Origin of the sequence: Pseudomonas benzopyrenica (genome assembly GCF_036884265.1) — a bacterium.
Lineage (GTDB): Bacteria > Pseudomonadota > Gammaproteobacteria > Pseudomonadales > Pseudomonadaceae > Chryseomonas > Chryseomonas benzopyrenica.
This window is the reverse complement of record NZ_CP145723.1, coordinates 3,234,420-3,246,836: the sequence shown is the minus strand read 5'-3', so window position 1 is coordinate 3,246,836 and position 12,417 is coordinate 3,234,420. Positions and strand designations below refer to the sequence as shown.

Genomic DNA, 12,417 nt, shown 5'->3' with positions numbered 1-12,417 from the left:
TCGTCCCTCAATGCCAGACCCGATGCGCAAGCGCCGTTGCCGGTGGGTTGCCGCCGCGGCACTTGAGCACCCGCAATTGCTGAGGTGAACCCTCGAGGACCAGGCGTAGCGCTGCAGGTGACGCGTTGACCGCCTCGCGCTGGTGGCGGAACGCAAAGGCCAGGGTTTGCCCAGTCTCTGCAGCCACCTGCAGCCGGCGCAGCGCGCGATCGTCCGCACGGCTTGGCCAGCAGAGCACCGCACCACAGCTACCGGAGCGCAGGCACTGCTCTGCCGCCCACAGCACGTCTTTGCCCTGCACCTGGATGATGCTCAGCCGGCCAAGATCGACGCCGGCCTGTAGCCAGGCGTGCGGATAGAGCAAGTAGGGAGGGGCAATCAGCACCACTCGTTCGCCGGCGGCGGTGAGGCGCGCCAGCGTTGGCCATACGAGCATCAGCTCACCCAGGCCCGGTCGGGCGCTTAATATTTCGGTGAGCGCTGCATAAGGCCAACCGCCGAGGGGTAGCTGGGCGTCGAGCGCCGAGTGCCCGGTTGGCTGGGTGCTGGCGTCGTCGACATGAGGACTCTGCCCGCGCCATACGCGGCGACTATCGAGCAGGGAGTCGAGCGCTACGACATTGGTGGCCGCGTTATCCATGCTGCACCCCCGTCGCCGCCGACGGCGTGCTGCCGCGCTCGGTGAGCAGCACCTGCAGCTGCGCGCGTACCTTGAAGAGGTCAGCGTGCAGGACGGAGTTCATCGACTCCAGCCGCAGGATATGGCGCTGAGCGCGTGAGAGGGGATCGTCGCGGTCGTCCGGAATGAGTCGGTCACCGCGGGGTACGTGGCGCTGGTTCTCTTCCTGGACGAACTGGATGTAGCGCAGTCGGTGGCGCTGTACCTCCGCCGTCAGGACATCCCGCTCAGCAACCAAAATACGATTGGCGCGCTGGGCTTGCCCCAAGCACTGACGCACCTGGTCTAGTTCTTCAGTCAGCAGATCAACGAGGTTGCGGCAGTACATCAGCTCCGTAGGACGGAAGAGGGACTGCTGCTGTTCGAAGCTGTCCTGCTCATCACCAAGCATGTCCATGGCGGCCCACCTGCTCAGTCCCTGAAGCCATGACCTTCTGATACTCGACAGAACGACCGGGACAACCGTGGCAGGGACGAGGGATGGGGCGCGAAATGGACATGGGATAGACCTCCTTTCAGGGTACTGTATGGATAGACAGTAATCAGCGAAAGGGTTCCCAGCAAGCTTGACACCGACGAACGGTAGAGGCGAAGCGGCAAGTGTTGATAGCGCAAGGAGGTAGGCTACTCTCCGCCCAGCAAACCTTGCACCATTTAAGTAAATAAGGATTGAACGACCCACCGTTCGGGCAACGGAGTGTGTATTTAGGATGTTCCCAAGAAACAAGCCCTGTGCGAGTTGCGTCTGGTAGTCTCTTATGTATAAATTTCAACGATAGTCTTGTATGATATTTACTAATTCTGCAGATGGTTATTAAATATGTCTGATGATAAGGCGAAAATGAATCATAAAGTATCGGTGTCTGGTGCGCGTATCATACCGCTGCCCCAGCTACCACTTCGCGATCAAATCGATCATCTTTCAGGGGTCGTATACTCTCAAGTTACGGATGTTCGGTCAGTGCGCAAGCTCGAAATGTCCCTCCTAATCCCGCGGAATGACAGACCCAAACCTGCAATAATATTTTTTCCTGGTGGTGGCTTTATTTCCAGTCATCACGATAGGTTCATCGAGTTGCGATACGCTTTAGCACAAAGAGGATTTGTGGTTGCCGCCGCGCAGTATCGCGTCCTTCCAGAACGCTACCCGGCTCCGATAGAGGACGCCAAGACCGCCGTTAGGTATCTACGCGCTCACGCGCAAGAGTTTGGCATCGATTCCGCTCGAATTGGCGCTTTGGGAAATTCTGCAGGTGGATATCTTGTCCAAATGCTTGGCCTGACAAACGATGAGTCTAAATTTGATAAGGGACCTTGTCCTGATCAATCGTCTGCTGTGCAGGCGGTAGCTAGTTTATATGGGATTTCCTCTTTGCTAGATGTTGCAGGTACCGAGCGCGCTCATGTGAAACAAGCTTCTCCAGCTTCGCCCGAGGCGCTACTTTTACACGGCTTTACGGTTGGTGATCATGTTGGAAAAAGCATCCAGGATGATCCCGAGTTGGCTATTTCATGCAGCCCTGTGGGTTACTTGGAAGGAAAAAAGCCTCCATTCCTTATTATGCATGGTACAGCAGACAAGCTCGTATCACCCATGCAGTCGGAGCGGCTTCACGCTGAACTGGTCGCACGCGGAAATCGCGCCGATTTTTACCTGCTCGAAGGTGCCGGTCACGGGGATATCTACTGGTTTCAACCTTCAGTAGTTGACCTGATTACCGAATGGTTTAGAGGCGCTTTTTAGAGGTGGTCTTCATAACGCCGGGCTTCCGCTTAGCGCTTAGGTCAGCCTGGCCGCTCTGTAACAGCGCTTTCGTGACAAAGTTATTTTTCAACTGCCGCTCAACAAAATCCTGGATATAGGCAGCCGCCAGCGTTCTACCGCGTGGCACCGCGATGGCCTGCTGAATCGAAGTGAATGAATCCTTCAGTACCCGCAGACCTGCATTGGCCTTCGCGAATGCATCAAGGGGCTGACGTACTCCAGCAGCCGCATCAAGGCGTTGCTCGCAAAAAAGCTCGACAGCAGCTACAGAGGTGTCAGCCCGCTCAAGCCGTGCCGCGGTGAGCGTTCTACTCAGAAAGAGGTCGTACGCCGCCCCTCGGCCAACGGCGATAACAGCCTCCGCATGATCGAGATCTGCAGCCGTCTGATAGCGGGAACCGCTCGCCACAAGGTAGGTGCCCTCAATGATAACGTAGGGAGTACTGAAATGAAGTTGGGCCTCGCGCACCGGCTCGATAGCTAGGAAAGCAATGTTCCAAGCGTTTTCTGCTAAGGCCCCGAACACCTTGCCTGCGGCATCAAACGTAATGAACTCGACGTCGAGATTGACTTCTTGTGCCAGGCATTCGGCAAGGGCAACAGATACGCCCTTAGGCGCGCCTTGGGGCCCCGGTTGCGCAAGCACTGGATTGCCGAAGTTGATGGCCACCCTCAAGACCCCAGTAGGAGCCAATTCGCTCTTTACCTGTGCTAGATCATGCACATCAGTACTCCTTGATTATCTGACGTCTCACCGTATGGCGCGCGTGAGGGTCGGCAGGTGACTAGGCGGTTTTAAAAATCATGCACACCGGGCTGCCCGTATTGATCGCGATTTTTGGGGTGTCCAGACGCCCCTCAGGTATCACGCTAAGCCGTTGGATGTTGTCGCTGTCTTCGTTAGCCGCGAATACGAAACGACCATCCGGCGATATCGTCACGAAGCGTGGTTTACGCCCGCCGCTCGCCTGGTATCCAACGGCCTGGAGCCAACCAGATTTCGAATCCAGTGAGAAAATCGCGATCGAGTCGTGTCCCCGGTTGGAGACGTAGAGAGTTTCGCCATTAGGTGCCATGACAATGGCTGCTGCACGACTGGATCCGGTGAAGTCATCGGGGAGGGTGGGGAGTACTTGTATGGCCGCCAATGCTCCACTTTCGCCATCGTAGCGATAGGCCGTGACGGTACTGTCGAGCTCGTTGACCACATAGGCGAAGGGGCGGCCCTTGGGTGCGAACACTACGTGCCGTGGCCCAGCTGACTCGCGGGTTTTCACCACGCTCGTTTGGACGAGGCTCGGTTTGTCCGTGATGGTTTCGACCCGGTAGACGAACACCGCATCCAAGCCCTTGTCCGGCACTACGACATGGCGACCGAACGGATCGAAAGGGATCATGTGAGGGTGCGAACTGGCTTGCTCGATCCGGTGCGGCCCTGGCTCGCCTGGAAGCTTCTGCAGGTCGGCCACTGCAGCGAGCTTACCGTCCGCACCAAATGGAATCAGCGCAATGGCGCCGGTGGCATAGTTGGCAATGGCGAGAAAATGATTGGTTGGATCTACCGACAGATGTACCGGATTGCGACCTTCGCAACTGACGGTGTTGATCTTCGACAATTGGCCCGTATTGCCGTCGATCGCGAAGGCACTGACTTCCTGCTGATCGCCATGCACACAGAAGAGGAATGTCTGTTCGCGGTCAAAGCACAGGAAGGACGGGTTAACCACGTCCTCGACCGTTTGAATCAACTTCGCCTGACCCGTCTCGGCATCGTATTGGTAGACCGTGATGCCAGCTCCCCGCGCGTTTCGCTCACGCGTGGTACGCGATCCGACATAGACGAACTTGGCGGCTTGCGCAGTGGTTGTCATAGAAGAAGCGCTCGGTGTGGTGGCTGCGAGCAGGCGGCTGGAAGCCAGACTAGTCGTGGACAGGACGGCTGCAGCGCTGGCCAGGCGAATGAAATGACGACGATTGAAAGGCGTCTGCGACATGCTTCAGGTACTCATCGGCTATTGTTTTTGTGATGAGCAGCGCCGGGCAAACAGGTGCCCGGCTGCTGGTGTGATCAGTACTGTTCGGGAAGGAGTACCCAGCCTTCCATCAGGCGACGAGCGCTGCGGCTCATCACGGCTTTTTCCACTACCCAAGCGCCGTTGATCTGCTGGGTCTGGGCGCCGACAGCGACCGTTCCTGCGGTATGCCCCATCTGCACCTGACGATTACCGATGTCGCCCGCGATGCGATTGACGAGCGTCCCTTCCAGGGCCGCGGCGACTGCAACCGCGACGGCACCCGTGCCCGTGATGGCGTGGTGGAGTTTGCCCATCGAGACGATGCGGGCAATGACGTCTATCTCGGCGGCCTCTACTTGTTTTCCGCCGGCTGCCACATAGCTGGCCGGTTTTGCCACGAGGCAGAGCTTGGGCGTGTGTGGCCGCAGGGATGTGGCTTCCTCCGGCGTAGCGGCCAAGCCCATGGCCACCGTACAGTGGGCACGGATGGTTTCCAGCTGGGCAAGCAGCTCAGTGTTTCCGTTGACCTGCTCCTGAGTCTCGGTGCCTACGAGCCCGACCCGGTCGGCCTCCACAAAAATTGTGGGATTGCCCGCATTGAGGAGGGTGGCCGGCAACGCTGGAAACCCAGGAATGTCGAGCTCATCGATGGTGTTGCCGGTAGGCAGGATGTTGCCACCAGAGCCGCCAGGGTGCATGAACTCGACGACAACTTCGGCCGCAGGGAAGGCGACGCCGTCCAGTACGAAGTCCCCTTCCTCGACGACCTCCCCATCGCGCATCGGCACGTGTGCAATGATGTGCTTCTGGATGTTGACCTGCCAGATCCGTACGGTGGCGATGCCGTCACGAGGCGCGTCAACCAAGCCCTGGGCGATGGCGAAGGGGCCTACCGCGGAACTGAGGTTGCCGCAGTTGCCTGACCAGTCCACGACCGGATTTTCGATCGAGGGCGCACCGAACAGATAGTCGACGTCAGCGTCATCACGGGCGGACTTGCCAATGATCACTACCTTGCTGGTACTCGACGTAGCGGCACCCATCCCATCGATCTGCTTGCCGTAGGGGTCGGGGCTGCCGATGACCCGGAGCATGAAGGCGTCACGCTGCGGCCCGGCCGGCGGCACGTCCTTATCCAAGAAGAAAACGCCTTTGCTGGTACCGCCACGCATGTAGACGGCAGGGATACGTTGTTGAGTCATTTTGCAGTTCCTTCAAGAGCAACGGTTTTGCCAGCCTTTTCCAGACGCTCCACCAACAGCTGAGGCAGCAGGCCACCCCGTCGGAAGTAACGAACGTCCTCGAAGGTGTCCAGGCGGCTGGTGACGGTGACACGTTCCACTTCGCCGTCTTCTCGCTCGACGACCAAGGTGAGCTTCGCGCCGGGTACGAATTGCTCATCGATGCCTTCCACGCTGAACAGCTCTCGCCCGGTAAGGCCCAGGGTTTGCCGCGAGACGCCTGTCTCGAATTGCAGCGGAAGAATGCCCAGTCCTGCGAGGTTGGTACGATGGATGCGCTCGAAGCTCTCGGCGACGACGACCCTTACGCCCAGCAGCCGTGGACCTTTCGCTGCCCAGTCGCGAGAGGAGCCGCTGCCGTATTCCTTGCCCGCGATGACGATCAGCGGCTGTTTACGCGCCGCGTACGTTTGAGCGGCCTCGAAAACCGAAGTGATCTGATTTTCCGGCAGCACTACGGCCCAGGGGCCTTCACGACCGTCGGCAAGCATCTCGTTCTTCAGCCGTGGGCTGGCGAAGGTCGCTCGTTGCGCTGCTTCATGGTTGCCCCGACGCGTGCCATAGGAGTTGAATTCCGGAACGTCAATGCCGTGACTCTTGAGGTAGGTGCCGGCATCGCTGTCGGGGAGAATGGCACCGGAAGGCGAGATGTGATCAGTCGTGATGTTGTCAGACAGCATCACCAGCGCGCGCATCTTTTGCAGGTCTTTCTCCGGGACGGACGCGGTGAGCGCTTCGCTCCAGTAGGGGGGCTTGCGAATGTAGGTGCTGTCGGCTTGCCAGGCATACTGGTCACTGACGCCAGCACGAAGATCCGATGCGATCAGGCCAGCCTCGCGTGGGATATTTTCGTAAGCCTTATCGAAGAGATCTGCTGAAAGCGAGGCTTCTTCGATCCGGGCGAGCTCGTCATCAGCTGGCCAGAGCTCGTGCAGATACACTGGCTTGCCTTCGCTATCGGTACCGAGGGGATCCTTTTCTGGGTCAATCAGATAGGTACCGGACAGGGCGTAGGCTACGATGAGCGGCGGCGACATGATGAAGACTTCACGCGCCAGCGGATGTACACGCCCCTCGAAGTTCCGATTGCCCGAAGTGGCCGCCACCGTTTCCAGCTTGCGCGTCCGGATCTCGTTCTCGATCTCTTCGTTGATCAGCGGGCCTGACATGCCGTTGCACGTCGTACAGCCGTAACCGACGACGTTGAAACCGAGCTGATCCAGATCCTTGTTTAGACCCGCGCGCTCAAGGTAATCGGCGACTACTTTAGAGCCGGGGGCAAAGGACGTCTTGACCCAAGGTGCGCGTTTCAGGCCGCGGCGCAGCGCGTTGCGGGCTACCAGTGCGGCGGCAATCACACCCCGAGGATTCGAGGTATTGGTACAGCTGGTGATGGCGGCAATGACTACCGAACCATTATCTAGACCCGACGGCAGCGAGGTAGCAGGATCCTTTTTGCCTAGCAGAATGCGCTGGTGGGGCTGCTTGGGGCCGGCGATAGCCCGACCGACCGTAGACAGATCCAGGGTGACGACACGGTCGTATTCCACCTCGGTCAAGGTGTCGTGCCACAGGCCCTGTTGCTTGGCATAAGCCTCAGTCAAGACGGAAATCTCTCCACCACGGCCGCTCAAGCGCAGGTAGTGAAGGGTGCGCTCGTCGATTGCGAACATCGCTGCGGTGGCGCCGAATTCCGGAGCCATGTTCGATAGGGTGCCGCGATCAGACAGCGACAGGGTGCTCACCCCGGGGCCGAAGAATTCGAGCACGCTACCGATGACCCCTGCCTTGCGCAGCAGCTCAGTCAGGGCCAGAGAAATATCCGTCGCGACGTAGCCACTGGGCGGCGCCCCCTCCAATCGTACGCCGACGATTTCTGGCACACGCATCATCAGGGCCTTCCCCAGCATCGCAGCTTCAGCCTCGATACCGCCAACGCCCCAGCCCAAAACGCCGATGGCGTTGATCATCGTGGTGTGGCTATCAGTACCTACTAGGGTGTCGGGAAACGCCCACAGCTCGCCGTCGATCTCCTTGGTGCCCACGACAGTCGTCAGGCGCTCTAGGTTGATCTGATGAAGGATGCCATTGCCTGACGGCACGATGGACAGGTTGTTGAACGCCTTATTGCACCAGTCCAAGAAGGCAAACCGCTCGGCATTTCGCTCGCGCTCAATTGCCTCGTTTTCCGCTAACGCCTTGGCATTGCCCCAGCGCTCGACATTCAGAGAATGATCGACAACCAGGTGCGTAGGGGTAACGGGGTTGACCTGCCTGGGGTCACCGCCACGTTCTGCTACGGCATCGCGCAGACCTGCCAGGTCTACGAGTGCGGGTGTACCTAGCAGATCCTGCAGTACGACGCGCGCAGGGCGGAACGGAATGTCCTGATCCTTCGCGCGCTGACTTACCACGCTCAATGCAGCAATCGGCTCAGCCTCGGTACGCAGGATGTTTTCCGCAAGGATGCGCAGGGAGAGAGGCATCTTGGCGAAGTGTCCGCCAACTGACGCCACTGCCTCCCGAATGTTCGCAACACGATAGTCGCGGCCATTGGCAGCTAGGTGTTGACTCCGAATCTCACTCATCACAGCGACCTCACAGGCATGTTTTTGTGAGGCCATATTGCACTCGATAGCTATCTAGGTCAATCTGAATGCAGTCGAGGCGAATGAGCTGGCTTGCCGTACGAACGATGCAATCTGTCGTAATCGGTAAAAAGTCCCGCTATTTCATGCCTTTGCAACCTAAAACAATGATAAAAATTGAGGCGCATGATGATGAAATACAATCTGTATGCGGTGGCCCGCTATGAGTGTGAATTGAGTTTTGTGGCCAGAGAAAGCAAGCGCATTGCTTTCCCTACCGTCCGAATCTGACATCCATTCGCAAAAATAGGGGCTAGCCATGCTTACTGTGCTCGGCTTTTCGATGGTCATCTGTTTCATGTACCTGATCATGACGAAGCGCTTGTCAGCGCTTGTCGCCTTGATCGTGGTACCCATCATTTTCGCGCTCATCGGTGGGTTCTACGCCGGGCTTGGCAAGATGATGCTAGATGGCATCAAGACGCTGGCGCCCACCGGCGTCATGCTGACGTTCTCCATCCTTTACTTCGGCATCATGATCGATGCGGGCCTGTTCGACGGCCTGGTGCGGACGATCCTCAAACTCGTGAAGGGCGATCCGCTCAAGGTGCTCGTGGGCACTGCTGTATTGACACTTTTAGTGTCCTTGGACGGCGATAGCTCCACTACCTACATGATTGCGGTTGCAGCCTTCCTGCCGCTCTATCAGAAGCTCGGCATGAATGTGCTCGGCCTGACCTGCGTGGTGAACATTGCCAGCGGCATCATGAACATCACGCCCTGGGGCGGCCCGACTGCGCGTGCTGCTGCCGCACTCCACGTGGACGCCATGGATATTTTCCTGCCGATGGTGCCTGGGATGCTGATCGGCTGCGCGTGCCTGATTTTTACCGCAGTCGTGCTAGGTAAACGTGAGCGGAATAGGCTTGGAATCGTCACGCTGGATACGTCCAGTGCTGGCATAGCACTGGGTAATGGCTCTGCCGAAGAGTGCGATCAGCACCGCCGTCCCCGCATGTTCTGGCCGAACCTAATCCTCACGCTTGTTCTGGTGGGGCTGTTGATGGCAGGGGTCATGCCGATCCAGGTGCTGTTCATGGTCAGCTTTGCTATCGCTCTCATGATCAATTACCCGCGAATTGAAGAGCAGAAGGAGCGCATCGCAAGCCACGCAGGTAATGTGCTCGCGGTGACTTCGGTGATCTTCGCCGCCGGTATCTTCACCGGAATTCTGTCAGGCACCGGGATGGTGGACGCCATGGCGAAAGGACTGCTGGCTGTCATTCCTCACAGCTTCGGCCCCTTCCTGGCGGTGTTCACCGCGCTAGTCAGCCTGCCGTTCACGTTCTTCATGTCGAACGACGCCTTCTATTTCGGGATCCTGCCGGTCATTGCGCAGACCGCCGCCAATTACGGCATTAGTTCTGTCGAAATCGCCCGCGCTTCAGTCGTCGGTCAGCCGGTTCATTTATTAAGTCCGCTCGTGCCGTCGCTGTACCTGCTGGTGGGCTTGGCCAAGGTCGATCTTGGCGATCACCAACGCTTCGCCTTGAAGTGGGCGATCTTCGCAAGCTTCGGCCTATTGGCAGGTGGGCTGTTGTTCGGTGCGTTTCCTTTCTACCACGGCACCTGAACGTCCGAACCGGCCAGGGCCCAGCGGCCTGGCCGGTCACTCTCGCCAGTCTCAGGCGTAGGAACTCATTCAAACAAGAGGGTCACTCCCCATGCGTTACCGTAGAGCCTGGATTGGCGTCTTTCTCTTCATCCTGGCCATGATCAACTACATGGACAGGATCGCTTTATCCATCGCAGCCAAGCCTATCGCCGAAGAGTTTCATCTGTCGTCGGTGGGCATGGGCTATCTCTTCTCATCGTTCATCTGGAGCTATGCGCTCTTCCTGATTCCTGTGGGTCTGCTCATTGATCGCTACGGAGCGAAACGTATTGGTGGCCTGGGCATCTTGGTGTGGTCGACGGCAACCGCACTGACCGGCGCGGCCTCCAGCTTCGTGACACTCATGGCTGCACGCCTGGTGATGGGGGCGGGTGAGGCAGTCAGCAATCCAGTTGGCGGCAAAGTGATCCGCGAGTGGATTCCCGCTACTGAGCGCGGTACCACGACCGCTGTGTTCAATAGCGGCTCCTATGCTGGCCCGGCCATATGCTCGATCGTGTTGGCGGCATTGGTTGCCAGTCTCGGTTGGCGATGGTCGTTCGTGATCGCGGGTGGCATTGGGGCTGTTTGGTTGCTTGCCTGGTATTGCTTCTATGGCAAGCCCGAAGACGTCAGGTGGCTGAGTGAGCAGGAGCGTGCCCACATTCTTCAGCATCGCGACGGCGAGAAAGGTGCCGCGACCGGTAAAGGCTACGGCCTGAAGAAATTACTGAAAACGCCCACGCTGTGGGGGCTCGCCCTGACCCAGGGGTGCAACGTCTACACCCAGTACCTGTTCTTGACCTGGCTTCCCAGCTACCTGCAGGAGGCTCGCCACTTAACCTTGGCCAAGAGCGGCGTCGTGACGGCCATTCCCTATGCCATGGCCGTGGTGCTATGCATCGGTTTAGGCAAGCTCAGCGACCTGTACCTTAAGAAGGGTGGTGGCGTAAGTTCGGGCAAACGCCGTAACGTCATTGCGCTGTCTATGCTGATCGCCAGCTGCATCCTGCTGATTCCCTTCGCTGACTCGACATTCGGGCTGGTGGCAATTTCCTCGCTTACGCTCGCGGGTATCGCCTCTACGACCTCGCTTAATTTCTCGCTGCTCAATGACATGCTGCCCAGTGCGGGTGACGTGGGTCGCGCTGTAGCATTCGTAGTGATGGGCGGCAACCTTTTTGGGATGCTCGCACCCGTTGTGACGGGCTATGTGATCCAGGCTTCGGGCGGCTATAACGCGGCCTTCATCATTGCCGGCAGCCTGTTGCTTGTGGGAGCGGTGATCGCGCTGACGATGACGCGCAAGCCGATGCTGCCGGTTGCGAACGAAACCAAGGTTCCAGCGCCGATTCTCTTGACCAAATAAGCGGCGGTGTTAGAGCCCCTTCGATTGCCGCCTGCTCAGACATGCCAGTGGCTGAGTGGGTGGTAGACTGCGGGCTATCCTGCCTGTCCTGTCAGATGGGCGATCGGCTTAAGGTGCTTTACCGTTCTATGAATCTCTCGGCCCTACAAACTCGGGTAGCACGTGACATCGTTGCCTATGTTCGGCAGGAACAATTTGAAGAAGGGCATCACCTGACGGAGTTAGGGCTGGCCAAAGTCCTCAACACCTCGCGAAGCCCGGTCAAGATCGCCATGCAGTTCCTGGCAGAGCAGGGCATGCTTACCTACGACCGTAACCGAGGCTTCTTCCTAGCGCTGAGTGCCAAGGACATGGCCGGCTTTGCTCAATCCTTGTTCGAGGAAGCTGAGGATCCGCTGTATCTACAGATCGCGTCCATGCGGCTCCAGCGCAAGCTGCCCGAGCAGTTCGCGGAAACTGATCTGATGCGGCTGTTCGATGTGACACGGGCAACGTTGCGGGTGGTGCTGATGCGTATCCAGCAGGAAGGTTGGATCGAGCAGCGGGCGGGGCAGGGCTGGCAGTTCCTGCCCATAATTGATTCGGTACAGGCCTACGAAGAAAGCTACACCTTCAGGGCAATCATCGAGCCTGCAGCCTTGCTCGCACCTACCTTCATGGTCGATGCCGAAGCATTGAGCAGATGCCGCCGGCAGCAGGAGTACATTGCCCGGGGTGGCTACTTAACCATGACCCCGCGTGAGTTGTTCGAGGCCAACGCCCAATTCCATGAGACGCTGGCGACGTTTTCAGGCAACAGGTTTCATCTGCAGACGGTGCGTCGGCTCGATGGTCTGCGTCGTTTGGTTGAGTACCAGCAGGCCAGTCAGCGTACGCCGCGAAAAGAGCACGCGGAGGAGCATCTGGAAATTCTGGCGCTACTCGAGGCAGGAGATCGCTTGGCTGCCGCTGATCGGATGCGCCGGCATCTCGAGCATGCCCGACAGCATAAAGTTCTTTCTGGGCTCTTCATCACCGGAATGGCAACGGACACGGAGCTTACTTGACCGAAGCTTCCTAAGCGCCGAGGGAAGATAGAGCATGGTCATGGTTTGACATGGCTAAAC

Annotated in this window: 10 protein-coding genes; 4 read left to right on the top strand and 6 right to left on the bottom strand. The window is 58.3% G+C overall.

Translation table 11 applies throughout. The features are described from left to right. Positions 1 to 7 precede the first annotated feature (7 nt). Both imuA and V6W80_RS15265 read right to left on the bottom strand, forming a co-directional pair. Complete coding sequence (gene imuA, locus V6W80_RS15270; RefSeq protein WP_027597872.1) at positions 8 to 640, bottom strand: translesion DNA synthesis-associated protein ImuA; 633 nt, start codon at positions 638 to 640, stop codon at positions 8 to 10. Continuing rightward, positions 633 to 1,076, bottom strand: coding sequence for a hypothetical protein (locus tag V6W80_RS15265; protein ID WP_027597871.1), 444 nt, complete (start codon positions 1,074 to 1,076; stop codon positions 633 to 635). The genes imuA and V6W80_RS15265 overlap by 8 nt, the downstream gene beginning before the upstream one ends. 423 nt (positions 1,077 to 1,499) lie before the next feature. On the opposite strand from V6W80_RS15265, the gene V6W80_RS15260 reads away from it, so the two are divergent. Further along, complete coding sequence (locus V6W80_RS15260; RefSeq protein ID WP_338544723.1) at positions 1,500 to 2,423, top strand: alpha/beta hydrolase; 924 nt, start codon at positions 1,500 to 1,502, stop codon at positions 2,421 to 2,423. On the opposite strand, the gene V6W80_RS15255 is transcribed toward V6W80_RS15260, so the two are convergent. From V6W80_RS15255 to V6W80_RS15240, 4 genes are all read right to left on the bottom strand, one after another. Next, the gene (locus V6W80_RS15255; RefSeq protein WP_027601755.1) at positions 2,407 to 3,168 is read right to left on the bottom strand and encodes a transporter substrate-binding domain-containing protein; all 762 of its coding nucleotides are present in this window, start codon (positions 3,166 to 3,168) and stop codon (positions 2,407 to 2,409) included. The two genes, V6W80_RS15260 and V6W80_RS15255, sit on opposite strands and share 17 nt — an antisense overlap. Before the next feature lie 61 nt (positions 3,169 to 3,229). Beyond that, positions 3,230 to 4,438 carry a lactonase family protein gene (locus V6W80_RS15250; protein WP_338544722.1) on the bottom strand — a complete coding sequence of 403 codons (1,209 nt, stop codon included), beginning with the start codon at positions 4,436 to 4,438 and terminating at the stop codon, positions 3,230 to 3,232. Positions 4,439 to 4,512: 74 nt separating this feature from the next. After that, positions 4,513 to 5,661 carry a 2-methylaconitate cis-trans isomerase PrpF gene (gene prpF, locus V6W80_RS15245; protein WP_338544721.1) on the bottom strand — a complete coding sequence of 383 codons (1,149 nt, stop codon included), beginning with the start codon at positions 5,659 to 5,661 and terminating at the stop codon, positions 4,513 to 4,515. Further along, complete coding sequence (locus tag V6W80_RS15240) at positions 5,658 to 8,288, bottom strand: aconitate hydratase (protein WP_338547449.1); 2,631 nt, start codon at positions 8,286 to 8,288, stop codon at positions 5,658 to 5,660. Before V6W80_RS15240 ends, prpF begins: the two co-directional genes overlap by 4 nt. 319 nt (positions 8,289 to 8,607) lie before the next feature. Between V6W80_RS15240 and V6W80_RS15235 the strand changes: the two genes are divergently transcribed. The 3 genes from V6W80_RS15235 (at position 8,608) to V6W80_RS15225 (ending at position 12,357) form a co-directional block, all read left to right on the top strand. Then, the gene (locus V6W80_RS15235; protein WP_027597867.1) at positions 8,608 to 9,921 is read left to right on the top strand and encodes a CitMHS family transporter; all 1,314 of its coding nucleotides are present in this window, start codon (positions 8,608 to 8,610) and stop codon (positions 9,919 to 9,921) included. 91 nt (positions 9,922 to 10,012) lie between these two features. Further along, positions 10,013 to 11,311, top strand: coding sequence for an MFS transporter (locus V6W80_RS15230; RefSeq protein WP_338544720.1), 1,299 nt, complete (start codon positions 10,013 to 10,015; stop codon positions 11,309 to 11,311). Between the two features lie 128 nt (positions 11,312 to 11,439). Then, positions 11,440 to 12,357 (top strand): GntR family transcriptional regulator, encoded by a 918-nt coding sequence (locus V6W80_RS15225; protein ID WP_338544719.1) that lies wholly within the window; start codon positions 11,440 to 11,442, stop codon positions 12,355 to 12,357. Positions 12,358 to 12,417 lie beyond the last annotated feature (60 nt).